24 protein-coding genes are annotated in these 23,863 nt (G+C 57.5%); 5 read left to right on the forward strand and 19 right to left on the reverse strand.

The features are described from left to right. Position 1 precedes the first annotated feature (1 nt). Positions 2 to 1,921 (reverse strand): 2-oxoacid:acceptor oxidoreductase subunit alpha, encoded by a 1,920-nt coding sequence (locus J9777_RS05735; RefSeq protein ID WP_209347792.1) that lies wholly within the window; start codon positions 1,919 to 1,921, stop codon positions 2 to 4. A 196-nt stretch (positions 1,922 to 2,117) separates the two neighbouring features. Between J9777_RS05735 and J9777_RS05740 the strand changes: the two genes are divergently transcribed. Further along, on the forward strand, positions 2,118 to 2,606 hold the full coding sequence (locus J9777_RS05740; protein ID WP_209347793.1) for an RNA pyrophosphohydrolase: 489 nt from the start codon (positions 2,118 to 2,120) through the stop codon (positions 2,604 to 2,606). A 1-nt stretch (position 2,607) separates the two neighbouring features. Here J9777_RS05740 and J9777_RS05745 read toward each other — a convergent pair whose 3' ends face one another. The 6 genes from J9777_RS05745 to J9777_RS05770 all read right to left on the reverse strand — a co-directional run bounded on the left by J9777_RS05745 (position 2,608) and on the right by J9777_RS05770 (position 8,499). After that, positions 2,608 to 3,111 (reverse strand): tetratricopeptide repeat protein, encoded by a 504-nt coding sequence (locus tag J9777_RS05745; protein WP_245228516.1) that lies wholly within the window; start codon positions 3,109 to 3,111, stop codon positions 2,608 to 2,610. A 72-nt stretch (positions 3,112 to 3,183) separates the two neighbouring features. After that, positions 3,184 to 4,365 (reverse strand): RsmB/NOP family class I SAM-dependent RNA methyltransferase, encoded by a 1,182-nt coding sequence (locus tag J9777_RS05750; protein ID WP_209347795.1) that lies wholly within the window; start codon positions 4,363 to 4,365, stop codon positions 3,184 to 3,186. Next, positions 4,362 to 4,619 (reverse strand): hypothetical protein, encoded by a 258-nt coding sequence (locus J9777_RS05755; RefSeq protein ID WP_209347796.1) that lies wholly within the window; start codon positions 4,617 to 4,619, stop codon positions 4,362 to 4,364. Before J9777_RS05755 ends, J9777_RS05750 begins: the two co-directional genes overlap by 4 nt. Before the next feature lie 8 nt (positions 4,620 to 4,627). Further along, positions 4,628 to 6,082 (reverse strand): IMP dehydrogenase, encoded by a 1,455-nt coding sequence (gene guaB / locus J9777_RS05760; protein WP_209347797.1) that lies wholly within the window; start codon positions 6,080 to 6,082, stop codon positions 4,628 to 4,630. Between the two features lie 156 nt (positions 6,083 to 6,238). Beyond that, positions 6,239 to 7,663: a M28 family peptidase gene (locus tag J9777_RS05765; RefSeq protein WP_209347798.1), complete on the reverse strand. Its 1,425-nt coding sequence runs from the start codon at positions 7,661 to 7,663 to the stop codon at positions 6,239 to 6,241. An 80-nt stretch (positions 7,664 to 7,743) separates the two neighbouring features. Next, positions 7,744 to 8,499 carry a 3-hydroxybutyrate dehydrogenase gene (locus tag J9777_RS05770; protein ID WP_209347799.1) on the reverse strand — a complete coding sequence of 252 codons (756 nt, stop codon included), beginning with the start codon at positions 8,497 to 8,499 and terminating at the stop codon, positions 7,744 to 7,746. A gap of 116 nt (positions 8,500 to 8,615) precedes the next feature. Here J9777_RS05770 and J9777_RS05775 point away from each other — a divergent pair, with 116 nt between their 5' ends. Further along, positions 8,616 to 9,485 (forward strand): neutral zinc metallopeptidase, encoded by an 870-nt coding sequence (locus tag J9777_RS05775; protein WP_209347800.1) that lies wholly within the window; start codon positions 8,616 to 8,618, stop codon positions 9,483 to 9,485. A 75-nt stretch (positions 9,486 to 9,560) separates the two neighbouring features. Here J9777_RS05775 and J9777_RS05780 read toward each other — a convergent pair whose 3' ends face one another. From J9777_RS05780 to sdhC, 9 genes are all read right to left on the reverse strand, one after another. Beyond that, complete coding sequence (locus J9777_RS05780; protein ID WP_209347801.1) at positions 9,561 to 11,126, reverse strand: M56 family metallopeptidase; 1,566 nt, start codon at positions 11,124 to 11,126, stop codon at positions 9,561 to 9,563. Then, a complete protein-coding gene (locus J9777_RS05785) occupies positions 11,123 to 11,512 on the reverse strand; it encodes a BlaI/MecI/CopY family transcriptional regulator (RefSeq protein ID WP_209347802.1) in 390 nt (129 codons plus the stop codon). The genes J9777_RS05780 and J9777_RS05785 overlap by 4 nt, the downstream gene beginning before the upstream one ends. A 183-nt stretch (positions 11,513 to 11,695) precedes the next feature. Beyond that, positions 11,696 to 13,114 carry a cell envelope integrity protein CreD gene (gene creD, locus J9777_RS05790; RefSeq protein ID WP_209347803.1) on the reverse strand — a complete coding sequence of 473 codons (1,419 nt, stop codon included), beginning with the start codon at positions 13,112 to 13,114 and terminating at the stop codon, positions 11,696 to 11,698. A gap of 110 nt (positions 13,115 to 13,224) precedes the next feature. Next, positions 13,225 to 13,602 (reverse strand): hypothetical protein, encoded by a 378-nt coding sequence (locus J9777_RS05795; protein WP_209347804.1) that lies wholly within the window; start codon positions 13,600 to 13,602, stop codon positions 13,225 to 13,227. A 157-nt stretch (positions 13,603 to 13,759) separates the two neighbouring features. Next, positions 13,760 to 14,992, reverse strand: coding sequence for an adenylate/guanylate cyclase domain-containing protein (locus J9777_RS05800; RefSeq protein WP_209347805.1), 1,233 nt, complete (start codon positions 14,990 to 14,992; stop codon positions 13,760 to 13,762). Between the two features lie 97 nt (positions 14,993 to 15,089). Beyond that, a complete protein-coding gene (locus J9777_RS05805; protein WP_245228517.1) occupies positions 15,090 to 16,136 on the reverse strand; it encodes a C13 family peptidase in 1,047 nt (348 codons plus the stop codon). A 55-nt stretch (positions 16,137 to 16,191) separates the two neighbouring features. Beyond that, the gene (gene sdhA, locus J9777_RS05810) at positions 16,192 to 18,030 is read right to left on the reverse strand and encodes a succinate dehydrogenase flavoprotein subunit (protein WP_209347806.1); all 1,839 of its coding nucleotides are present in this window, start codon (positions 18,028 to 18,030) and stop codon (positions 16,192 to 16,194) included. Between the two features lies 1 nt (position 18,031). Beyond that, positions 18,032 to 18,472, reverse strand: coding sequence for a succinate dehydrogenase, hydrophobic membrane anchor protein (sdhD, locus tag J9777_RS05815; protein WP_209347807.1), 441 nt, complete (start codon positions 18,470 to 18,472; stop codon positions 18,032 to 18,034). 11 nt (positions 18,473 to 18,483) lie between these two features. After that, a complete protein-coding gene (gene sdhC / locus J9777_RS05820; protein ID WP_209347808.1) occupies positions 18,484 to 18,918 on the reverse strand; it encodes a succinate dehydrogenase, cytochrome b556 subunit in 435 nt (144 codons plus the stop codon). A gap of 106 nt (positions 18,919 to 19,024) precedes the next feature. On the opposite strand from sdhC, the gene J9777_RS05825 reads away from it, so the two are divergent. From J9777_RS05825 to J9777_RS05835, 3 genes are read left to right on the forward strand one after another with little or no spacing between them, the layout of a single operon-like run. Then, positions 19,025 to 19,735 (forward strand): SDR family oxidoreductase, encoded by a 711-nt coding sequence (locus tag J9777_RS05825; protein WP_209347809.1) that lies wholly within the window; start codon positions 19,025 to 19,027, stop codon positions 19,733 to 19,735. Continuing rightward, positions 19,725 to 20,714, forward strand: coding sequence for a subclass B3 metallo-beta-lactamase (gene bla / locus J9777_RS05830; RefSeq protein ID WP_209347810.1), 990 nt, complete (start codon positions 19,725 to 19,727; stop codon positions 20,712 to 20,714). Before J9777_RS05825 ends, bla begins: the two co-directional genes overlap by 11 nt. Then, positions 20,704 to 21,606, forward strand: a complete 903-nt coding sequence (locus J9777_RS05835; protein ID WP_209347811.1) for a 50S ribosomal protein L11 methyltransferase — start codon at positions 20,704 to 20,706, stop codon at positions 21,604 to 21,606. Before bla ends, J9777_RS05835 begins: the two co-directional genes overlap by 11 nt. Here the strand turns inward: J9777_RS05835 and J9777_RS05840 are convergent, their stop codons facing one another. The 3 genes from J9777_RS05840 to J9777_RS05850 are packed head-to-tail and all read right to left on the reverse strand — an operon-like array spanning position 21,607 to position 23,858. Then, entirely contained in the window at positions 21,607 to 22,101 is a 495-nt protein-coding gene (locus J9777_RS05840; protein ID WP_209347812.1) for a CinA family protein, read from the reverse strand. Continuing rightward, positions 22,098 to 23,285 carry a sterol desaturase family protein gene (locus tag J9777_RS05845; protein WP_209347813.1) on the reverse strand — a complete coding sequence of 396 codons (1,188 nt, stop codon included), beginning with the start codon at positions 23,283 to 23,285 and terminating at the stop codon, positions 22,098 to 22,100. The genes J9777_RS05840 and J9777_RS05845 overlap by 4 nt, the downstream gene beginning before the upstream one ends. A gap of 18 nt (positions 23,286 to 23,303) precedes the next feature. Beyond that, entirely contained in the window at positions 23,304 to 23,858 is a 555-nt protein-coding gene (locus J9777_RS05850; RefSeq protein ID WP_209347814.1) for a phage tail protein, read from the reverse strand. Positions 23,859 to 23,863: the final 5 nt, after the last annotated feature.

The following is a 23,863-nucleotide window of genomic DNA, read 5'->3' on the forward strand; positions in this document are numbered from 1 at the left end:
GTCACTGCTCCGAACTCGGCAGCTGCGTATCGTTCACTTCAACCTGCCCGCCTTCATTGTCAGGAATGCCATCGAAATATTTGTCGATGGCCTCTTCCATTTCGACAATGCTGAATGGTTGTCCGCTGGTCTTTGTCAGCGGCTTCGCATCGACCAAGAACTGGTCGCGCAGCACGGTTTTGAACTGGCCGGTGTTCATTTCGGGCACCAGCACATTGTCATAGCTGTTGAGTAGATCGCCGAGGTTCTTCGGCAGCGGCCAGATATGGCGGACATGGATATGGCTGACATCCATTCCTTTCGCGCGCGAATTGTCGACTGCGCGGCGGATCGGGCCGTAGGTTGATCCCCAACCGACCACGACCAGCTTACCGCCCGCTTCACCTGCGGCGATTTCCTGATCCGGCACTTCGACGTTCAGAACCTTGTTCACCCGCGCATCGGTCATCGCTTGGTGATTATCCGGCGCATAATCGATGTGACCGGTATCGACCGCCTTCTCGATCCCGCCGATGCGGTGCATCAGATCGGGCGTTCCGGGCTTGATCCAAGGGCGAGCACCTTTTGAATCGCGCTTGTAAGGCAGCAATTCTTCGCCGTTTTTCTCGGTCAGGAATTTGGCAGGGAACGGCTCGAAAGTATCCGGATCGGGCACTTTCCATGGCTCCGCCGCGTTGGCGATATAGCCATCAGTCAGTAGCATCACGGGCGTCATATATTGGGTCGCAATACGGCAAGCCTCGATAGCGACTTCAAACGCATCGCCGGGGCTGCATGCGGACACGATCGGCATCGGCGCATCGCCATTGCGGCCATACATTGCCTGATAAAGATCGCTTTGCTCGGTCTTCGTCGGCAGACCTGTCGAGGGGCCACCGCGTTGGCTGTTGACGATGACCAGTGGAAGCTCGGTCATAATCGCGAGGCCCATTGCCTCACCCTTCAGCGCAATGCCGGGACCAGACGAGGATGTGATGCCCAACTGCCCTGCATAGGACGCACCGATTGCAGCACAAATTGCCGCAATCTCGTCTTCCGCTTGGAAAGTCGTGACACCGAATTCTTTAAGACGTGCAAGGTGATGCAAAATCGCCGAGGCAGGCGTGATCGGATAGCCGCCGAAGAACATCGGCAGCTCGGCCAATTGCGCACCCGCCACCAAGCCGAGCGAAATGGCTTCCGCGCCGGTGATTGTGCGATACAGGCCCGGCTCAGCTTCAACCGGATCGATATGCAGTTTTTGCAACGGGCCGGACAGTTCAGCCGTTTCGCCATAAGCATGGCCGGCATTCAGCGCGGCAATGTTGGCGTCGGCAATCTCGGGCTTGTTCTTGAACTTGTTCTTGAGCCAGTCCTCAAGCGGGCCGCGCTCACGATCAAACATCCACAGCGCAAGGCCGAGAGTCCACATATTCTTACAGCGCAACGCATCCTTGTTGCCAAGGCCGAACGGCTTGACCGCCTCAACCGTCAGCGCCGAGATATCGAATGCCAGCACATCCCATTTCGCAAGGCTGTCATCTTCCAGCGGCGAAACATCATATTTCGCCTTGTCGAGGTTGCGCTTGGTAAACTCACCTGTGTCGATAATGATCAGACCGCCGGGCTTCAGCGCATCCAGATTGACTTTCAGGCCCGCCGGATTCATCGCCACCAGAACGTCAGGCGCATCGCCTGCTGTGTTGATTTCGCGGCTGCCAAAATTGATCTGGAACGCGGACACGCCGAACAACGTGCCTTGAGGGGCGCGGATCTCGGCGGGGAAATCGGGGAATGTCGCCAGATCGTTACCTGCCAGCGCGGTCGATAGTGTGAACTGGCCACCGGTTAGCTGCATCCCGTCACCAGAATCTCCGGCGAAACGGACTACGACTGAGTCTGGAGCGGTATCCTGGGGAGTGTCTTTGGCCTGCGTAGCCATCAAATTTCCTTCTCGTGCGCGCATGCAGCGCGCTCTGTAATCGTGACCTTTCAGTCTTGATGCGCCACCTAGGTGTCACACCCATCTCTCGCAATGAAGTTTTTCTCCTAGATTGGCAAAAAGTCGAGTGGAAAAGCGCGGTGACATCGCTAGAGCGCGAACCAAGCTGCCGTTAATTGGATCAGGGGACGTTGAAATGAGCGAATTGGGGTACCGCCCATGCGTGGGTGTGATGCTGGTCAACACCGACGGGAAAGTGTTCGTCGCCGAACGGCTCGATAGCCGTCATGGCACCGGCCACACCGCAGGATTCTGGCAGATGCCCCAAGGCGGCGTCGATGAGGGCGAGGATTTGCAGGAAGCCGCGTTGCGCGAGCTAGCCGAAGAAACCGGGGTCAGCGAAGACAAGGTCACAATCCTCGCGAGAGTCAGCGAGCCGATCCGCTATGACCTGCCCGAAGAATTGATCGGCAAGCTCTGGAAAGGCAAATATCGCGGGCAAGAACAGGTCTGGTACCTAGCCCGCTTCCAAGGTGAAGATGCCGATATCGATCTAGAAGCGCATGATCCACCTGAATTTGCGCAATGGAAATGGTTGGAGCCTGAAGAGCTACCAGACGTGATTGTGCCGTTTAAAAAGCACGTTTATCGCTCTGTTTTAGAAGAGTTTCGTGAGCTGATCTAACTCAGTTCTGCGTAACCTGCGTATCGGGCATCACTGCCTCTGCGCGCAGTACTTGCGGTTGCGGGCCGCGGGCGATGGCCCTCGCCAATTCGCGTGTTTCGGGGCAGCGATCACCACATAGCTCTTCCAGCTTGGAAAGGTTCTTGCGGGCTTTCTCTACCGCGCCTTTCTCAACCAGAGCTTCACCCTCGCCTGAGATTGCGGCGACATTTCCCGGCTCGCGCGCTTGCGCTTCGCGGTAATAGGTAATGGCTTTGCCTTGCAAACCTTCGCGGCGTGCAGCCTCTGCCAGCGCGAGAAATACAGGTGTGTAACCGGGATCAACCGCCAATGCGGCTTCGAAACTGTCGATGGCGCGTTGCGGTTGGCCGGCATCCAGTGCCGCCTTGCCTTCTGCGATCAGCATCGCTGCGCGCGGATTGGGTTCTCGATCCTGTGCAACACCCATACTGGCCGTGATGGCCAAAACCAAAGAAAGGGCAGCAGCAGGCGGTCCAAAGCGCATTATTAACTCCTTGAGGGCAGCTTTCTGTGAAGGTGTCGAATCTGCCATGGCCACGGTAGTTAACAGCGATTGCTATGCGGGTGAAGTGACACGGCCGATGAAAAATCCGTCCGTGCCGTCGTGATACGGTGTGAGACGCCTTCCTTTTCCATGCTCCCGCCCGATCGGCCAGTCGAGTGGTTCGGCCTGCCAGCCCGGGTGAGAGGTTAGAAATGCGTCGATCCGGCTTAGCCCTTCCTCGTCCAGAAGCGAGCAGGTCACATAGATGATCCGGCCGCCAGGTTTGACCAACTGTGCCGCGATACCAAGCAGGCGCGATTGCAGATGTGCAAAGTCGGTCACCGCCGAACGGTCAAGCCGCCAACGTGCCTCCGGATTGCGCCGCCAAGTGCCCACGCCGGAGCATGGAGCGTCAACCAGAACCGCATCGGCCTTGCCGCGACAATCGGCGAGGATTTCCAACTCTTTGCCCGGATCAAGCAGGATCGTTTCTACCACGCCCGCACCGGCCCGTTCAGCGCGCGGCGGAAGATTACCGAGACGGCGCTTGTCGGTGTCTGCCGCAATAAGTGTGCCGCGATTTTCCATGGCCGCTGCGAGAGCAAGCGTCTTGCCTCCCGCACCGGCGCATAGATCAATCACCGTCTCGCTCGGCTTTGCATCGACCGCAGCGCAGGCCCACTGGCTTCCGTGATCCTGTACTTCGATCTGGCCATCGCGATAGGCCTGCCATTGCTCTACCTGCGTGCCCGAGGGGTAGCGCAGCGCATTTGGCGCTAACAGTTCCTCGCCCGCTTCAGGCAATTCGAGTGTCTCACGGCTCGCCTTCAGCGTATTGATCCGGATATCGAGCGGCGCACGGTCGAGCAGCGCACCAGCTTCGGCACCAACAATATCAGATGCGGCAAGCAGGCTGTTCACCACCGAATGCGCGATACCGCCTTTGGCGGGCACTTCCTTCGGACCAATCGCTGGCGGGCCGTAGTTGGAGCCGTCAAATAATGGCGCAATATCGGCATTGATCTCAGCTAGCCGCAACATTGCCGCACGGCCAGTGTCTGGAATTGGGCCACAGGCGCGGATCGCGCCGTAAACAAGCTCGCGAATAGCGCGGCGATCTTTAGAACCAGCATAGCGGTTCCCGCGCGCCCACTCGGCGATAATCCGGTCGGCAGGAGCGCCTTTGATGCGGGCCTTGTCGATGATCGTATCAAGAATCTCGATTGAGGCTTGGACTCTGGCTGCAGGTGTCATTGACTGTCTTCCCGCATATCACGGAAAGCCTTCTCGAATTCGGATTGGTCCGGAATTGTCACGCATCGGAATTGATAACGAGCACCGCTCTTATCGGCGGCGGCCTCGGTCATTCGGTCCGCCATGGTTTTTCCGGCGGTCTCGCATTCCGTCATCGACATAAACACCACTTCAGGACGCTGAAGATCAATCTCCCCTGGTTTGTCAGGATGCCACCCAAGGATGAATAGCATTACGGGGATGATTTCGATCATCTGTGGTCCTAACGCGTCGGGTAATTCGGGGCTTCGCGGGTAATCGCGACATCGTGGACGTGGCTTTCATTGAGACCAGCACCGGTAATCCGCACGAACTGTGCCCGCTCGCGCAGATCGGGAATGGTTGCCGATCCGGTGTAGCCCATTGCCGCCTTAACCCCACCGACGAGTTGGTGAACGATATCTTTTGCTGGGCCTTTGTAAGGCACTTGGCCTTCGATCCCTTCCGGTACCAGTTTGAGAGCCGATACGTCCGCTTGGAAATAGCGATCCGCACTGCCGCGCGCCATTGCGCCAACGCTGCCCATGCCGCGATAGCTCTTGTAGCTGCGCCCTTGATAAAGGAACGTTTCGCCGGGCGCTTCGGCGGTGCCAGCCAGCATCGATCCGACCATCACTGTCGATGCACCAGCGGCAATCGCCTTGGCAGCATCGCCTGAAGTCCGCAGACCGCCGTCAGCAATAATCGGCACACCCGCATCGGACGCGGCCTTGGCGCTATCCATAATCGCCGTCAGCTGAGGAACGCCTACACCAGCGACAATGCGTGTGGTGCAAATCGAGCCGGGACCGATGCCGACTTTCACGGCGTCTGCGCCGGCGTCGATCAAGGCCTTGGTCGCCTCTGCCGTCGCAACGTTACCGGCCACGACTTGCACCGTGCTGGATAGCTTCTTCGCTCGCTCGACTGCACGCGCGACGTCTTTGTTGTGACCGTGCGCGGTGTCGATGATCACAACGTCGCATTCGGCGTCGATAAGTGCTTCTGTGCGCTCGAAACCCTTATCGCCAACTGTGGTTGCAGCAGCAACGCGCAAACGGCCGCCTTCATCCTTGGTCGCGTGCGGATAGTTCACCGCTTTCTCGATATCCTTGACTGTAATCAGGCCGATGCAGCGATAGGCATCATCGACCACGATCAGTTTCTCGATCCGGCGCTGATGCAGCAAGTGCCGCGCTTCATCTTGACCAATACCAAGCGGCACGGTCACGAGGTTTTCAGTGGTCATCAGCTCGCGGATGGGCTGTTTGAGGTTCTCGGCAAAGCGCACATCGCGGTTCGTCAGAATACCGACCAGTTTCTCGTCCGCATCAGTGACGGGAATGCCGCTGATCTTGTTCTGATCCATCAGCATCTGCGCATCGCCCAACGTAGCATCGGGCGCGATGGTAATCGGGTTGACCACCATGCCGCTTTCAAAGCGCTTTACGGCTCGCACTGCTGCGCATTGCTGCACAACATCCAAGTTGCGATGAAGTGTACCGATACCGCCCAATTGCGCCATGACAATCGCCATGTCGGCCTCTGTCACCGTATCCATCGCTGCGGAGAGTACCGGAATGTTCAGGCTGATGCCCCGCGTCAGCTGAGTACGCGTATCGGCCATGCTCGGCAGAATGTCGCTTTCCGCGGGTCGCAGCAGCACATCGTCAAATGTCAGGCCGAGGGGGATATCCATAGTCGTCACTTTCAAGTCCATCGGCGCAACATGGGCTGCACCGCTTCCCTTGCGAGGTACGCGGGAAGATTCGTGACGGTCCATGTAATCAAGGTTTGTGACAGTCGCTAGGGGGCAAAGCGGAAATATCCGCGCCTAGCACCATTTATGTACCGCCTAGCCGCCCGGATGCGTGGATATATTCGCAAAATGGCGAACGAGCTCAAGGTGCAACAGCAAATCCTCGCTAGCTCCCCCCAGTTCAACATCATCGATCTCATCATTTGGACCGTGATAGCGGCCATTGGTGTAGCGCCGCATCAGGTTGGGATGCGCAAATGCGCTGGACACCATCAAGGTCGGCACATCGCTTTGCAGCAAGACCCAGCCATCTTGTCGTTTTACGAATTGCGCCGCGAAGTCGCTCGCTTCAACCGTGCGTCCCATGCGGGTGATGATCGCGTTCACTTCAGTATCGAGTGGGGTCAGCCCCTCTCCCAATATCGCCACTTCATCACCGCGCGGCGCGAGGCCGATAGTGTCGACGTTGAACGCAGCGACAATGGACTCGAGCGGCAATGGCGGGTCGCGAGTGAAAGCTCTCGCCCCTAGCAAGCCCCATTCCTCCGCCGTAGTGGCAACAAAATAGACATCACGGTCAAGCGTGCGCCCCTTGTTCAAACGCTTCGCAAGCTCGGTCAGAAAAGCGAGGCCGCTGGCATTGTCAACCGCACCATTGCAAATGCCATCTCCACCTTCGCCCGCGCCCTCAACTTTGCCGCACATGCCGAAATGGTCCCAATGCGCCATCATCAGCACCGCACCGCTATCGGGAATTTTGCCGGGCAATTTGGCGACAAGATTGTGGGTTTGAACGACTGCCTCTGTCGACGTCGCCTCAAGTGTGGCCATAATATCGATATTCGCCGGCCGGAAATCGGACTGCTGCGACACTAGCTTGAGCGCGCCATATTGCGCCGCACCTATCAACGTTTCGGCTGCTTGCTCCGTGATCGCACCGTCCAGCATCGTGCCAGCCGCCTCGTCCGCAAGGCGATATGCTCCGTTCGCGCGAATCTGGCGGAGTTCATCGAAGCTCGCGGCATCAGGCATGATCGCCAGGACCGCCGCAGCGCCATTTTCAAGTAAGGCATCGCGCTGCACATTGCGTTGCGGGTGATCCCATTCCATCACAGCGACACGGCCCGCCAACTCCGATTGGTCGAGTGCAACGCCGAGCCTTCCAACATACAGCAGCGGCGCGCCCTCAACCAGCGAGCGTCTGCCAGAAGAGAATAGCGTTACCTGCTCTGCGGGAACGGCAATGTCTTCGCCGTAGCGGGTAAAGCGCGCTGCGCTGCTCTCCTGCGTCCACAAGGCCAGCTCAACCGGCGCAAACCAAGGGTTCGCTGGATCATTGGTGGCAGATTGCAATCCTGCTGCCTGCCATTCGCGCGCAAGATAGCTGAGCGTCTTGCGCTCGCCAGCGGTGCCGGGCCTACGCCCTTCAAACTCATCGCTTGCCAGTACAGCGATATGCGCGCGCATATCGGCTTCGATCACTTGTAGAGAATTGGGATCAGCAGAACGCGGACCATTCATAGGCGCGCAGCTAGCAGTGGCGCACAACGCCGCCGCTCCAGCCAATAGCCTAAGAAAAGCCCCCATTTTGCGCCCCGAACTTATTCAGCGGTCCACCCGCCATCGATGCTCCAATTCGCACCAGTGACATTGCCCGCTTCTTCTTTGCAAAGGAACACTGCCAGCGCGCCAATTTCGGCAGGCTGAACAAACTTCTTGGTCGGAGTTTTGGCAAGCAGCACATCGTTGATGACTTCATCCCGAGTCATGTTGCGAGCCTTCATCGTGTCGGGGATTTGCCCTTCGATCAGCGGCGTCCAGACATAGCCCGGGCTGATGCAATTGGCAGTCACACCCGTTTGCGCCAACTCAAGTGCAATGGTCTTGGTGAAGCCATCGATCCCGTGTTTGGAGGCGTTATAAGCGCTCTTGAACGGCGAGGCAGTTTTGGAATGCGCGCTGGCCGTGTTGATAATCCGGCCCCAGCCCTTCTCCTTCATCGCGGGAACCGCAAGCCGCGTTGTGTGGAATGCTGCTGTCAAATTGAGCGCGATGATTGCGCTCCATTTATCGATCGGAAAATCCTCCACCGGAGAGACAAATTGCATTCCGGCATTGTTGATCAGAATATCGACTGCGCCCGCTTCGGCCATTAATTGCTCGCAGCCTTCCTGCGTCATCAGATCGGCACCGACATGCGTCGCGCCCAATTCTTCGCACAGTGCAGCAATCTCTGCCTCATCGCCGAAGCCATTGAGAACGACCTGTGCTCCCTCCGCGCTTAGCGCCCGCGCAATGGCGAGCCCGATACCCGAGGTTGAGCCAGTGACGAGCGCGCGCTTGCCGGAAAGAGACATGGGGTACTCCAAACGTGATTGATAATTAGGACCTTTGCGTAGCGCATCATTTGCGGGCATCGTTGCCATCGCGCAAGAATTATCGGCATCGCAGGACCGATTCGGAGGGAAAGAATATGCGTCTCAACCGGTTCAACACAAACAGCATCAATGTAGGGACAACCGGAGGTGGCGGACGTTTTCCCGGCGGCGGCGGCGGCAAAGTTGGCTGCGGCACAATTGTGATCGCGATCATTGCCGCATTGGTGTTTGGCGTCGATCCCATGCAGACTATCGGCATGATCGGCGGATCAGAGACAGGACAGCAGATAGAGCAGCAAGCTGGCGGGCAGACAGAGGAAGAAATCTGTACGTCGAACAAATACGCTCTGGAAACCTGCAACGCGCTCAGCTCCCTCAATGAAACATGGGAACCAGTTTTCCGGTCGGCAGGCGTGCGCTTCCAGCAACCCATGCTGAAATTTGCGACAAGCGACCGCTTCAGAAGCGGGTGCGGTCAGGCGGCGAGCGGCATGGGGCCATTCTACTGCCCTGCCGACGAGGGCATTTACATCGACACCCGTTTTTACGACACGATGGAAAGGCAATTGGGCGCAGGCGGTGACTTCGCGCGTTATTACGTGGTGGCGCATGAATATGGCCATCATATCCAGAAATTAACCGGCGTCGCAGCGCAGATCCGCAGCCTGCAGCAGCAACGCCCCGGCGCTTCGAACCAATTGCAAGTTCTGATGGAGCTACAGGCGGATTGTTATGCTGGCGTTTGGGCTGGCAAAAACCGCAATCTGATTGAACCCGGCGACATGGAAGAAGGTCTTCGCGCCGCGGCTTCGATTGGCGATGACACGCTACAACGAAATGCTGGCCAGCGCGTCAATCCGGAAGGTTTCACGCACGGGACCAGCGCGCAGCGGATGCAGGCATTGAAGCTTGGGCTCGATTCTGCCGACGATACGCAATGCGACCGGATTGTGGAGCTACGCTAAGCGAAGCGCGCAAACGAAAAGGCGGGGACAGTCGCACATCCCCGCCTTCCTCGGTTTTAGGGTTGAAGCGCTAAATCAGTCCTCTTTGCCCCAGTTCTCGATCTTTTCGTCGAGGGCCCGAAGGACTTCGGCGCGCATATCCGGCGCCATATCGGGGTCCTCTGCAATCGCCTTGCGTGCCTCTTTGATACCCGTCAGCGCTTGGGCCATCACCTCGCTGGTGCAGACATGGACGGTGCGAGTGCCATCTGAGTCAACGGTCTCGCCGGACTTGCCATTCTTGCAAGTGGTCTTGATCTTGGTCTTGGAGCCGTTCTGGTCCATTTCGATCATTGCCACGCGGACTTCTTCCATCGCTTCCTTGATCTCGACATCGACATTGTCGAGCTCTTCGCGAAGTTCCAGAATTATCTTCTCGCGCTCGTCTTCGGACAGTTTCTCACCGTTCTTAAACACCATCCGGTGCTTGCGAACCTCTTTGTGCTTTTTGCCGTCTTGGCCCTCGCCCTCTTTATTGATGACATAGACATGCCGCTCGACTTCTTGAGCCTCGGGCGCAGCAGGTGCTTCTTGAGCGCCCTGCATCGCAAATGGTGCAGCAGGCGGTGCTGGTGGTGTTGGCGCGGCAACACCGCTCGGCAACATCGGAGCCTTGGCCGCCGCAGCTGCTGCTGGCGGCGGGTTCGGCGTGGTCATGGACTCTGCGTAAGAGATCGACGCGGTCAGCGGCAGCGCCAGCACAGCAGCACCAATCAACGCGCGACCAGCGAGCTTCCGGCGGGGGGAAATATCAGACATAGTTAGGCTCCTCAAACGATGGATTATGGATTTCTCTCCGATGACGGGACACGCCATCGGGGCAGCTAAGGCTAGTCTCGGCGCGGCATTGGGACCGGTCGCGAAACTGGCAATGACATTGGCGTAAGCGGCTTTCTCTTCACCGCCGCGCGCCGCAATTACACGAGCATCGCAGGCCGCCTCTTGATCGCGGCGCATTGCGCGCCAGCCATACCAGGCAAGCGGATTGAACCAGTGCAGCGCGAACAACGGCTGCGCGGCAAAGTTGGCGAACAGATCATGCGCCTTGTGGTGCGACAGTTCGTGCTCGAGCGCGAGATCACGCTCGATCTTGTCGGGCATCACCATAAAGCCTTCTGGAAGTGCGACGACCTTGTCTAATACGCCGAACGCGATGGGCGAATTGGTCGCAGGCGTTTCAACCAGACGAACATCACCTGCCTCACCGACCGGATAGGCGTCCTCGAGCAATTCAGCCCGCATGCGGAAGTAATTGGTGAAGCGGAACGTCAGGAACGCTGCCGCACCGACAAGCCAGATCACCGACGCAAACAGAGCCCAATCAATGGGTGTGCTGGCAGCAACCGCGCTGGCACCTTGCGTTGCAGCGGCCCCACCTTCGGTCATGACAATTGTCAGGCCCGTTTCACTAACTGGCACGGGCGCAGGCGCGAGCCATGCGGGCAAAGTAAGCGGTGGTAGGATCAGGCGTAGCAACGGAATTGCCCACAGCGCATAGGCAAATTGGGCGCCCAAATAACGTGCTACCGGGCGACGGATGACTAAGATCAAAGCAATCAGTACCGCGGTCCAAACGAGCGTATCGAACAGCCAGGTGGTCATTTGCGCAGCTCCTTCAACAGAACTTCCATCTCAGCGATATCATCATCGGTGAGCGCCTCCGCCTCGGCCAATTGCGCAAAAAGCGGCGCGGCGCGGCCACCGAACAGGCGATCGACCAGACGACGCGACTCTGAACCGGTGTAATCCGCACGTTCAAGCAGCGGGGAATAGAGAAAACGACGACCGTCAGGCTCGGTCGCGATGGCGTTCTTAGCCACCAACCGGCTGAGCAACGTCTTCACCGTCGCCAGCGACCATCCGCGCTTCTCGCACACTTCGTCACAAACCTCGGATGCAGTCAGCGGACTGCGCTGCCACAGTGCCTCCATAACCGCATGTTCGGCATCGCTAATACGTTCTGGTGTTTTGTCTTCTGGTGTGGACACAAAGCCCTCCCCGGCTTTCGTTTACGTTTGTAGGCATTACGACTACGGATGTAAACATGAAGCATGGATGAACGGTTCCTGTCACTCGTCGAAGGACATCTTACGCCCATACAATAGGGCGCATAGCAATCGGGCGGAGAAGCCATCGCTCCCCCGCCCGATCAACAGCAGTGACGGTTCTAGTTAGTTGGCCTCAGCAAGACTCTCCTCTTCATCCTGACCGGTCAATCCCGACCAGTCGATGTTGCGTGTGGCGTACATTACCGCAGCCAGAGCAACGAAGAGCAGTACCGATCCAATCATCAGCGACCATGCTTCCAAGCTCAGCAGGACGTAGAGTGTCATGTAGAGGCCAGTCAGCATCCCGCCGATCATCGACGCACGTCGCCAACCGCCTAGCACCGCCGCGCTGTAGGATGTCAGCAGCCCGATCATTGCAACGCTGGCCACGATGTAAGCCCAAGCGAAGCCGATCACCTCAGCGAACGCCAATAGCATCACGAAGAACAGCACCAGGCCGATGCCCGTCAGCAAATATTCCGCAGCGGCCACCCGTGCTCCGGCCACCACATCAAACATGAAGAAGCAGGCAAAGGTAAAGCCGATAAACAGGAAGCCATATTTCACCGACCGGTCGACTTGGCTGTAGAGATCGACCGGTTCGATCAGCCGGATCGACGCGTATTTCGTGGACGAACCGTCAGAAACAGCAGGCGCATAGTCTATGACAGTGCGCCCATGGACATCATCCACAATCGGCGCGGGCGCATCGCTGAGATTCACCAAGGATTCGCCCAATGCCAGATTGGTAATGCCGCCATAGGTCGCTGTGAAACCGTCCGCATTGCCGCTTTCATCACCGCGACTATCGGGCAGAAAATCGCCTTTGAAACTGGGATGTTGCCACGGTGATGTGACTGTCCATTCGGTTTCGCCGCCTCGCGGGATGAGCGCAATCGAGCGACTGCCGCGCAGACCATATTGCCAGCTCACCGCGAGTTCCTCGCTGCCGTCCCACTCAACCGCAGTGGAAAAGCCGGAACCGTTGGTGCTCGCCGGCCCATTGCCGGGATGTAGTTCCTGCACTTCATTGCCAACACGAACAGTTGTGCCATCCGTCAGGCCGCGCGGGTCGGACACGCCAAAGCGCAGCTCCGCTTGATCAAACAACAATTGATCGCGCTTTACTCCGCCACGATCGAGGTCGCTCGGGAGAACAAAGCTGGCCGTTCCCGCCATGTCCGATTGATAGATCACCGACCGATAGATTGAATACTGCTTCACGTCCGGCTGCAAATCGGTTTCAATACTCTGCTTGAGCGGTGACAGAAACAGTTCACGCCGGGCGTCGATGGAGCGAGTCACTTGCTTGCCATCAACCGTTTCGGTCTGCACCGATCTGCTGTTGTAGGGGATGACGAGGACTGGCCCGGTCACGGTCTGCGCACCGCCCCACCCCGCTGTGATCGATGCCTGCGCGGTGCGCGACTGGGTCTCCCGATCACTCACCAACGCATAGACCATAATCAATGGTACCAGCAGAACTACACCAATAGCCGCTGCCAAAAACAGCTTCACTCCAGGACTTCGATCACGCTTCATTCGGGCCTCCTATGTACGGTGAACCGTGCATTGTGAGCGATGAACTGAATACGTTGTGAATGGCGCGCGCGAAGCCTGGCGGCGTCGATCCTGTGCTGAGTGCGACGTGGTTAGCCTAAAATGTATGAGCCAACGCTCGTCTTCACTTCGATCTTGCGCGAGGGACCCGGTTGAAATGCTGGCCGAAAAAACATCCCGAGTGTCAGTGTCTCACCTGCTGCGAGATCTTTGGACGTGCAGTTAAAACTCCAGTCCTGATCATCGAACTTCACAGCAAAGGCGCTTCGGGTCGACTTTTGATGGGTCTGCAGCACCATGTCAGCATCAGTCGGGCACAAAGACACTGACTGCTGCTCTGCCGAATTGTTGGTGAGAACCAGATCAAAGCGTTCCCAACGGGTCTCGCCTATACTCTGCTCATACCCGCCAAACGTTCCAACAACTGCCGGGGTTGCTGCCAGCGCAGCGGCTGTAATCAAACTAAGCATCGCACTACTCCCTCTCTATAACTAACTGTATCAATTAGAAAGTGCTTGATGAACTGGGGATGATTTTGAGTGGTATCTAGTATGGGAGCCTGAAGAGAGGGTGACGACGTAAAGCCCCATTGCGAACCGCGAGGCCGGGTTTGGCGGCCCGCCCCAACTAACCGATCACGCGATATATCTTGAGCTCACCGACACCCTTCAGCGCGACCAACTCAGGTTCTGAAAAGGCGGTCACTTCGCACGCGCTGTAGAAAGTGCTTTCCGAAACCGCGATCCCGCCTGGATCAGCCGCGCCTTCAATGCGGCTCGCAATATTCATCGTATCGCCCCAATAATCATAGGCCAGCCTTTGATTTCCGATGACACCGCCAACCACCGGTCCGGTATGGATACCGATCCGTACATTGACATCGATCCCGCTAGACTTCGCATATTCCGCAATCTGGCTGATCAGTTGCTTCGAAAATGCAATCGCGGCGATGGCGTCCCTATCAGCTGAGGCATTTCCGCCCGATACGGCCAAGTAAGCATCGCCAATCGTTTTGACCTTTTCCACCCCGTGCTGCGCCGCACAATCATCAGCGAATTGGAAGATTGTGTTCAGCATCTTCACCAGATGGCCAGGAGACAGTTTCTTTGCGAGTTTCGAGAAGCCGACAATATCAACAAACACCACCGACACATCGGAGAAAGCATCCGCCACCGCCTCACCCTGACGCAACCGGTTTGCGACATCGCGCGGCAGGACATTGAACAGCATTTCCTCGGTCTTGGCCTGCTCTTCCTCCAGCGCCAGATTGGCCGCGAATGTTCTCCGCGCGCGCCGGTCAATGTCCCAGTTTGCAAAACTGGCGAAGGTGAAAAATGTCGTGAAATTGGTGAAGGTGTAAACCTTATTTACGATGGTCCGATCCGCTTGCAGTAGGAACACAATATACAGGACTAACAGCACCGCCGCCCAGGCAAGGAAATAGCGCGTAGTGGCGACAAATCCGACGCTGGCAAACACCATCAATATGCCAAGATTGATGATCGCCATGCCGAATTGCGAAATGCCGGTTATCTCTGCCTGCGCACCCAGCGCATCAATCAGCAGAACCATAACCCCCAGCATGAGGCTGAAGATCACGATATCGATCCAGCCCTGCACGACGTAAAAGCGGGTGAAGGTAATGCCGAACACGCCGGCTAGCAGCAGAACAAACGGGCCAGCCGCCAGATTGTATTGCAGCACGCCATCGCGCGGGAAATGCATCGGGTTAAAGCCGATGTAAGAGATCAGCGTGATAATTCCGATGGCTGCCAGAAAGCGCGTTGCCGGAATACGCGCTTTACGCTCGCTCTCGACATAGGATTTTTCGACCTGCGGATCGTCAAAACGAAACAGCATCACTAGCCCCTGATTAAACAACCTTCGGTCACGGTTACGTCAGGTACACACGCCGGTTTAACAAAGCCACTTCTTCCGTCCGATACTACCCGCATTGTCAGCGTCCCGCAGGAGTCCTGAGCGCCTCAAACTTCTGACGAAGCGCACCAACATCGGTGAGCTTGCCCGTCGGGTTGGTCGCGGCTTTGGGCATTTGCGCTTCCAATGCTGGCAACCAATTGCTGACCGACCCACCGATGGAAGTTTGCGGCAACGAATTTGCCACGCCCAAATTGCTCTCCCAACCAGTAATCATCTGCACCGCCTCTGACGTTGCGACCTCCAACGAGCTAGGTTTGCGCAGCGCACGATTGATCAGAGCATCGCCGAAGAACGTCCAGTCATTGTCGGGCTCACAGCCGAAGGACGTTCGGTTGAAAGTCGATGCAGTCACGATCGCTGTGTCCGGGCCAGCAAGATGCGGCACAAACACACCCGAATAACACGCGCTGATAATCAGGACGCGCCGCTTGATCCCGGCGCTCTTCAATACATTGCGTAGGCGCTGCGGCGACAGCATGCCAAAACCGGTATCACCATAGTGATAGGCCAGTCCCTGCGGTGTTCCATGCGTGGTCGTGTAGAGCACCAGAACATCTTCGCTCGTGTCCATCACTTCGGCAATTCGCGTGAGTGCAATCGTCATCGCCGTAATCGACCCGCGCGGCAATGTGTTTACACTGTCGCGGCCATTGGGGCCCGCCAGAGTTATCGTGCGGCCCGCAGCACCGAACCGCCGCGACAAGACATTGGCCGCCTCCCGCGCCTCTCGCGCGAACACCGCATCGCTATCGAGCGCTACGCTGAGGACGTAAGTATCGACTTTGCCTTTGCGCTGCGGCTTCAAGCCACCGAGTGTGCTGCCCAGCAAACGGCTCTGCCGCAGCATTTCTTTGGCATCGACACCGCGCTGCAGTTCCGGCCCGAATTGCAGGCTAAACTGCTTTTGCGCATCGTTCTGGCCGGTGCCCAAGCCGGGCCACGGCGTAGTGTGACGCGGCGGTTGTTCGGGTGCGTCAGAAGATTGGGCGTAAGCGAGTCCAAATCCCACAAATGTGGTGACAACAAACGCGACGCTCACCAATTGTGCGAGGCGCGTTCTCAAATTTGATTACCGAGCGTTATATACTCGCTGCTTGCCACTCTAATCTTCCTGTCAGCTAGTAAACCCGCTTTTTCGGCTTGATATATTCCGCATCGTCAGTGAGCGTATATTCATGGACCGGGCGGAAGTCGATTTTGACCTTGCCGCCTTTGCCGCCCCAGCCGTCGAACCAGGCTGCGGTGTGCTTCATCCAGGTCTTGTCGTCGCGATCGGGGAAGTCTTCATGCGCGTGGGCGCCGCGGCTTTCCTTGCGGTTTTCGGCGGAGGTCATGGTCACGCTGGCCTGCGCGATCAGATTGTCGAGCTCCAGCGTTTCAATCAGATCGCTGTTCCAGATAAGCGAGCGGTCGGACACTTTGATGTCCTCCATCTTCTTATAAGTCGCGGCGAGTTGCTTGACGCCTTCGGTCATCAATTCGCTGTCGCGGAACACGGCAGCGTGTTTCTGCATCGTTTTCTGCATATCGCTACGCAGTTCAGCGGTTGGTGTACCGCCATCTGCGTGACGGAAGTGATCGACACGGCCCAGCGCGAGATCCGCGCTGTCTTTCGGAAGATCAGGTTGAGCAGCGCCCGCTTTTGTGATCTCCTTCAGGCGGTGACCGGTTGCGCGGCCAAACACCACGAGGTCGATCAGCGAGTTCGAACCAAGGCGGTTCGCACCGTGGACCGACACACAGGCTGCTTCACCCACAGCAAACAGACCCGGCACAACCGTATCCGGATTGCCATCCTTGCCGATGGTCACAACTTCGCCGTGATAATTACAGGGGATGCCGCCCATATTGTAGTGAACCGTCGGGGTCACCGGCAGCGGCTCGCGTGTCAGATCGACATTGGCGAAAATCTTGCCGCTCTCGGTAATACCGGGGAGACGGTCCGCCAGCACTTCGGGATCAACGTGATCGAGGTGCAGATAGATGTGATCGCCATCCTCACCGACACCGCGGCCTTCGCGCATTTCCAGCGCCATCGAACGCGACACAACATCGCGCGATGCAAGGTCTTTCGCCGATGGAGCATAGCGCTCCATAAAGCGCTCGCCCTCGGAATTGGTCAGATAACCGCCCTCGCCGCGCGCGCCCTCGGTAATCAGAACGCCAGCGCCGTAAATGCCGGTCGGGTGGAATTGAACGAATTCCATATCCTGCAGAGGCAGGCCAGCGCGCAGCACCATGCCGCCGCCATCGCCGGTGCATGTGTGCGCCGATGTCGCGGTGTAATAACACCGGCCATAGCCGCCGGTTGCCAGCACTACGCTTTGCGCGCGGAAACGGTGGATCGAACCATCGTCCAGACACATCGCGATCACGCCGACGCATTTGCCTTCGCTCATAATCAGATCGAGCGCGAAATACTCGATGAAGAAGTCCGCATCATATTTCAGACTCTGCTGATACAGCGCGTGCAGCATTGCGTGGCCGGTACGGTCGGCAGCAGCACAGGTCCGCTGGACCGGAGGACCCTCGCCCATATTCTGCATGTGCCCGCCAAACGGGCGCTGATAGATTGTGCCGTCTTCGTTGCGCGAGAACGGAACGCCAGCATGTTCAAGTTCGTAAACAGCCTGCGGTGCTTCACGAACGAGATACTCAATCGCATCTTGGTCACCCAGCCAGTCAGAGCCCTTCACTGTGTCATACATATGCCAGGACCAGTGATCGGGTGTGTTGTTACCCAACGAAGCCGCAATGCCGCCTTGCGCCGCAACGGTGTGGCTACGTGTCGGGAAAACCTTAGAGATATTCGCGGTCTTTAGGCCAGCTTCTGCGCTGCCCATGGTTGCACGAAGGCCGGAACCACCCGCACCAACAACAACGGTGTCATAGAGGTGATCGATAATCTTATAGGCAGGCGTGTTACCCGCTTCGGACGCGCTAGTATTAGCCGGCATATTAGCGGGCTCCCATTGAATTTTGAAGTTCGGCAAGTGCGCCTTCAGCGGCCGCATCGCCCTGTGCAGTCATGACGATCCGCACGACAAAAAAGATACCGGCAGCCGCGCCGCCGATTGCCGCAAGATTGAGCAGCGCCAGCGTCGCAAACTTATTGCCCGCCGTGTGCACGTAATCCTCGATCAGCACCTGAAGCCCGTGATGAGCATGCCAAAACACGCAGATGATCAGCAAGACCATCGCCGTCGCAGGCACTGCGCCTGAAAGATAGGCGCTCCATGTACCGTAGGACATGTCAGGCAGCATCAGAATCGAAGCGACCAACCAGATCGTCAGCACGACATTGCCGATGGCCGTAAAACGCTGGACCAGCCAATGATGCGCGCCCTCATGCGACGAGCCAAGCCCGCGTACTTTCCCGAGAGAAGTTCCGTTACCCATGGTCTATTTCCTCAGAGATACAGGATGGCGGCCCAGAAGCCGGCAGTCAGCAAAATGGCGATAATCGGGCTGGCGATGGACCACATCTTGTTGGCGCCCAATTCGTAACCTGCGCCTAGATCCAAAACGAAGTGGCGCAGTCCGCTGCACAGATGGTTGAAGAACGCCCAGCTCAGGCCGATAACCACGATCTTCAGAATGATCTTGATGATCGAGTAGAATATCTCCGCACCGCTCCATGTCAGCGCGGACAGATCAGCCCACATCCAGCCTTGGAATGTCGCGTATGCTTCAGGACCGCTTGCCAAAGCACCCAGCCACCACAGCAGCACAGCCAACCCGGCAACGGCCATGCCGTCACCCGATACACGGTGCAGGATAGAGACCAGCATAGCCGGCCCCCATTTCCAGATTGATAGATGGGGTGAGAGTGGTCTGTTCGACATAAAGCTATCCGATAGTCCCTGTTTGAGCCTCTCCCTTAGCGCAATATGTGCGTGAAACAAGGCGCACAGCGTGGACTTATGATGCAAATTTGCGGATAGCGTTTGCATGACAAACATCCTTCTTACCGGATCAAGCCGCGGCATCGGCGCGGCTACCAAAGCCGCGCTGGAAGAACGCGGTGCGACCGTGATCGGCCATGCCTCCAAAGCCTGTGACGATGCGACAATCGGGGCAGACCTGTCTGACCCTACGGCACCGCAGCAATTGTGGGCGGAGGCCCTTGATCGTGCAGGTCGCTCGGTTGATGTTCTGATCAACAATGCCGGACTGTTTTCGGCGACTGCTTTGGATGCGTCTGACGACGAATGGCTGTCCGGCTGGGAAGAAACGCTACGGATCAATCTGACCGCCTCGGCGCAGCTATCCCGCTTTGCCGTTCGACATTGGCAAGAGCGCGGCGTCGCCGGCAGGATTGTCCATATCGCCAGCCGCGCAGGACATCGCGGCGATAGTCCGGCGCATTGGCACTATGCGGCGGCCAAGGGCGGGATGCTGGCAATGCACAAAACCATTGCCCGCGCATACGCCAAGGATCGGATTTGCAGCTACGCGATCACACCGGGCTTCACCGACACGGCAATGGCCGGCGACTATCTGGAAAGCCGCGGCGGTGCAGGATTACTCGCCGATATACCGCTAGGCCGCGTGGCCCAGCCGGAAGAGATCGCGAGCATTGCAGTCTATTGCGCACTCGATGCTCCAGAAAGCCTGACCGGCGCAACACTAGATGCCAATGGAGCCAGCTATGTTCGTTAGAATTGCAGCAGCAGCCCTCGCCTCCATTTCAGTGGCATCATGCGCCGCGCAACCACAGGCGCAAGCCGCATCCAAAACAGCGGAGAACGTAAGCGACGGTTCGGCATGGTCGCCTTATCCAGGCGCATCAAAAGATGCGGAATTCCTCAAGGCAACACCCGCTGAATTTCTCCCCTTCGTCAAAGCCTGCAATCCGTGGGATGAATGGGACAAACCCGCCCCGCCCTTCAAAATTCACGGCAACACATATTATGTCGGCACATGCGGCATCGGTGCGATTCTGATCGTCGGCGATGACGGCCATGTGCTGATCGATACCGGCACGCGAAAAGGCGCGGAGGTTGTCGCCGCCAATATCCGGACGCTCGGCTTCAAGCTGGAAGACGTGGCCGTCATCCTGCACAGCCACGAGCATTACGATCACGTTGGCGGGTTTGCATGGATGCGAGAACAAACGGGTGCCGAAATTCTTGCTTCGCCCGAAGCGGCCAAAGTTCTCGAAAGCGGCGTGGCTGCGGCCGAAGATCCACAGTTTGAGATGCACGAACCAATGGCCCCCGTAACCGTCGCCAATATCGTTGAAGGCGGTGATGTTGTCACGGGCGGCTCAATCTCGTTGACTCCCGTCAGAACCCCCGGCCACTCCCCCGGTGCACTCAGTTGGCAATGGAAAAGCTGCGAAGGCGATGTGTGCCTGAACATTGTCTATGCCGACAGCCTCAGTCCAGTCAGCCGCAACGACTACAAATTTAGCGAGCACCCGGAATATCTGGCTGCTTATGAAGCCGGGCTGGAGCGGTTAGCGCGAGTGGATTGCGATATCCTGATCACTCCGCATCCATCGCACAGCAGGCTGCTGAAACGGATGCGCAATGACACTATGGTCGAGCCCACAGCCTGCGCCTATTACGCAATCGGCAAATTCCAAGATCTGGAAAAGCGTCTCAAAAAGGAAAGCGCAGAACCCGATGCCGAATAGCTGGAAGTTAACCGCCTTCGCGGAGAAGTCCGCGGTCGAGGGTGCTCTGCTAGCGCATGATGATGCGTGTGACTGGGATCACGACATCGTGCTCTCCGGTTGTGAGATAGATGAGCAGATGCCGGACGATTGGAAACTTGAAGCATGGCTGCCCCGACAGCCAAACAACGCCGACAAAACGGCGATCAGACGGTTATTCTCGGCCAACCCACCTGATCTGGTTTCGGAAGAACTGGAAGATCAGGACTGGCTCACGCTCAGCCAGCAAGGCGTGGAGCCGATTAGCGCTGGCTGCTTCTACGTCCACACGCCTGAATACCCCGCCAGCACTGAGAAAGGCGTCACAAGCCTGACCATCCCAGCCAGCCAGGCTTTCGGAACTGGTCAGCATGAAACAACCGCCGGATGCCTCGCAATGTTGACGCTGATGAAACGAACCGGAGTAACCGGCCGCAACATTGCCGATATTGGCACCGGCACCGGGCTGCTCGCCTTTGCCGCGCTCGATCTGTGGCCTTCTGCGCTCGCCACTGCCAGCGATATCGATCCGGTATGCACCCAAGTGGTCGAAAACAACGCTGCAGCAAATATCTTCAAGATGGGCCACCGCGCTGGCGAACTAACGATGGTGATCGCTGACGGTATGGACGATCCGCTGCTGCAGGCGCGCGGGCCTTATGACGTGCTGATCGCCAATATTCTCGCCGGACCGCTGGTTGAGCTGGCTCCTGACTTTGCCGCTTCGGTTCCGCCGGGCGGCCACGTCGTGCTTGCGGGCCTACTGACCGAACAGGAAACAGCAGTCCGCCGTGCCTATCGCAAAGCAGGCTTCCGCCTCGCTAAGCGGCTGGTCAATGGTGATTGGTCCATCCTGTGGCTCAGAAAACGCTGACTAGTCCGCGATCAACCGCGCTTCGAAAAAGCTCAACGCCGCTGCGGTAAACGCCCACATGTTAGCGATACGGTTATCGCTCTGCGTTTCGGTAATCTGCGCCCACTCGCCATCGGGACCAGCCAGCGCGGCACAGCTTCGGCCAGCAGCTGCACCGGTTGGATGCTTGCTCCCGCCTACCGAGCCGCTCTCGGCCAGTCCCCAATCAGCACCGAAATTGTCACGGATGGAAATGGCTTGCAGCAGCGCATACTCCTCGCTCGCCCCGCGCATGCCTTTGTACGCTTCGCGCGGTTGATCGAACAGCACATCACGAGCGCGGAAAGAATAGACCACGCCGCCGCCAACGAAGAACTCCAACGCGCCGGGTACGGTCAGCAATGACGCAGCGATCAGCCCACCCGTTGCACCGTCCGCCACCGCAACTTTCTCACCGCGTTCACCTAGCAGAGCGGCAATGCGGAGCGCTTGGGGATGGAGGTCTTCCAGCGTCACTCTTCGCTCTCGATCTTCTTGCCCGTACTTGTCAGCGGGTAAAAGAATTGCCCGGTATAATTGCGCGGCACATCTTCAGGGATACCGTAATCCTTGGGCCAGCGATCCTCAGGCAAATGAAAAGTCCCGAACAGCTTGTCGATCCAAGGGAAGTGGATTGCGAAATTCACATCGAACGCCTCATCCTCCAACCCATGATGCCAATGGTGAAAACGCGGGGTCGCGATCCAATGGCCTAGCTGGTTAAAATTGCCGCCAACATTGGCGTGCAGCAACGACGACCAGACATAGATAAAGCCAAGATAGGCCTGCATCACAGACGGCGCGAAACCCAGCGTAAACAGCGGTAGCGACGTCACGCAGCGCAGCACTATCAGTTCGATAATATGCATCCGCGATCCGGCGAGCCAATCCATGCTTTTCGCGCTGTGATGGATCGCATGGAAGCTCCACAGGAATGGCACCTTATGGAACAGCCGGTGATACCAATATTGTGCAAAATCGGAGACGATCAGCACGATCACGAATTGCACAATCCACGGCAGGCTGGCGACCCCCGCGCGGAACGCGTCCCAACTGCTGGTATTGTCATTGATAAAGGTCGACGGCGCGAGGGTCAGGAACGCCAATATCTGCACAAACATAGTGCTGACGAGGAAGTAGAACAGATCCTCCCGCCATTCATTGCGGAACAGGCGTTGCTCCCGCCGGTGCGGTTTAAACCGTTCAAGCGGGGCGAACATAAAACCGGTCGCAAGCAAGTTCACGATAAAGAAGTCGAGACCGAAGAATACGCCCCAACTCTGCGTTTCCTCAGGTTGAACATTGGCCCCGCCAAGCAGCGCGGCACCAAGGCCAATCATCAGCGCCACCATGCCAAGCCCTTTGCGCGGTCTCAGTAACAAGCTCAGCAAGGAAAGCGCGTAACTCGCCAGCAGAATAGCATGCACCACCGCACGGAAACCGCCCCACTCCTTTACGATCTCCAGCTCAGGCGTCGCGAACCAATCGGGAAAGCGCAACGCAACCACTAGCAGTAACGCACCGATGGCTAGCAGAAGAGCGAAGAAGCCCGATAGCCACCCGCTGCCGAACCGGCGCACTTCACGCGGTGATTCCAGATCGCGCATAAACTTGCGCAAAAACGGCAGAGCTTTCTCGTCGATTTTCTCTTCGATCTTCATCGTACGCAGTCTCTTTCGCTAGCTCGACGGCAATGTGAACTCGGGTTCGGACGGCTCAGCAATCGAAGTGTCTCTCTCCCACCCCTCATTCTCGAGCTTCAGCTTCGATATCGCCACAGCATTGCCATTGGCATCCAGCTCGGGAAGGGCTTCATATTCGGACGGCCAACAGCGGAAAATATTGTACGCCAACACTTTCTGGCCAGCCTCATTATAAAGTTCGAGGATCACATCCTTGCGAAAGTCCTTCAGCGAAACGTCCTTATTGCTCGAACCTTGCGGCTCATCGTCGACGGTAGGATTGTGATAGTCCCAAACCTTATTGGCCCATTGCTCGAAGGCCGGATCGTGGGTGACACCGCGCTCGAGCGTGATTGCTGCATACTCGCTTTGACCGGGCATCTCCGAAGGATCGCTCCCCGAACGATGCGTTACGACATCGGTGCTTCGCGAAAGAGCGCTGACCTTTGAAAAGCCCGCTACATATTTGCCATCCCATTTGAGCCGGAACTTGTGACTGCGATACGGATCATACCGGTAAGTCGCTTTGGGAAATTCGGTGCTGCTGCTCATAATCC

Source organism: Pontixanthobacter sp. CEM42 (assembly GCF_017812015.1).
In the GTDB taxonomy this organism is placed as follows: Bacteria; Pseudomonadota; Alphaproteobacteria; order Sphingomonadales; family Sphingomonadaceae; genus Pontixanthobacter.

Bases quoted from the DNA above. Each gene is read 5' to 3' on its own strand.
- J9777_RS05845 (WP_209347813.1), bottom strand. From the start codon at position 23,285: ATGAAGATCGAAGAGAAAATCGACGAGAAAGCTCTGCCGTTTTTGCGC.
- J9777_RS05780 (WP_209347801.1), bottom strand. From the start codon at position 11,126: ATGACCACCTGGCTGTTCGATACGCTCGTTTGGACCGCGGTACTGATT.
- J9777_RS05835 (WP_209347811.1), top strand. From the start codon at position 20,704: ATGCCGAATAGCTGGAAGTTAACCGCCTTCGCGGAGAAGTCCGCGGTC.
- J9777_RS05795 (WP_209347804.1), bottom strand. From the start codon at position 13,602: ATGCTTAGTTTGATTACAGCCGCTGCGCTGGCAGCAACCCCGGCAGTT.
- J9777_RS05735 (WP_209347792.1), bottom strand. From the start codon at position 1,921: ATGGCTACGCAGGCCAAAGACACTCCCCAGGATACCGCTCCAGACTCA.
- guaB (WP_209347797.1), bottom strand. From the start codon at position 6,082: ATGGATATCCCCCTCGGCCTGACATTTGACGATGTGCTGCTGCGACCC.
- J9777_RS05755 (WP_209347796.1), bottom strand. From the start codon at position 4,619: ATGATCGAAATCATCCCCGTAATGCTATTCATCCTTGGGTGGCATCCT.
- J9777_RS05750 (WP_209347795.1), bottom strand. From the start codon at position 4,365: ATGACACCTGCAGCCAGAGTCCAAGCCTCAATCGAGATTCTTGATACG.
- J9777_RS05775 (WP_209347800.1), top strand. From the start codon at position 8,616: ATGCGTCTCAACCGGTTCAACACAAACAGCATCAATGTAGGGACAACC.
- sdhC (WP_209347808.1), bottom strand. From the start codon at position 18,918: ATGTCGAACAGACCACTCTCACCCCATCTATCAATCTGGAAATGGGGG.
- sdhA (WP_209347806.1), bottom strand. From the start codon at position 18,030: ATGCCGGCTAATACTAGCGCGTCCGAAGCGGGTAACACGCCTGCCTAT.
- J9777_RS05850 (WP_209347814.1), bottom strand. From the start codon at position 23,858: ATGAGCAGCAGCACCGAATTTCCCAAAGCGACTTACCGGTATGATCCG.
- J9777_RS05765 (WP_209347798.1), bottom strand. From the start codon at position 7,663: ATGAATGGTCCGCGTTCTGCTGATCCCAATTCTCTACAAGTGATCGAA.
- J9777_RS05745 (WP_245228516.1), bottom strand. From the start codon at position 3,111: ATGCGCTTTGGACCGCCTGCTGCTGCCCTTTCTTTGGTTTTGGCCATC.
- sdhD (WP_209347807.1), bottom strand. From the start codon at position 18,472: ATGGGTAACGGAACTTCTCTCGGGAAAGTACGCGGGCTTGGCTCGTCG.
- J9777_RS05740 (WP_209347793.1), top strand. From the start codon at position 2,118: ATGAGCGAATTGGGGTACCGCCCATGCGTGGGTGTGATGCTGGTCAAC.
- bla (WP_209347810.1), top strand. From the start codon at position 19,725: ATGTTCGTTAGAATTGCAGCAGCAGCCCTCGCCTCCATTTCAGTGGCA.
- creD (WP_209347803.1), bottom strand. From the start codon at position 13,114: ATGAAGCGTGATCGAAGTCCTGGAGTGAAGCTGTTTTTGGCAGCGGCT.
- J9777_RS05770 (WP_209347799.1), bottom strand. From the start codon at position 8,499: ATGTCTCTTTCCGGCAAGCGCGCGCTCGTCACTGGCTCAACCTCGGGT.
- J9777_RS05825 (WP_209347809.1), top strand. From the start codon at position 19,025: ATGACAAACATCCTTCTTACCGGATCAAGCCGCGGCATCGGCGCGGCT.
- J9777_RS05800 (WP_209347805.1), bottom strand. From the start codon at position 14,992: ATGCTGTTTCGTTTTGACGATCCGCAGGTCGAAAAATCCTATGTCGAG.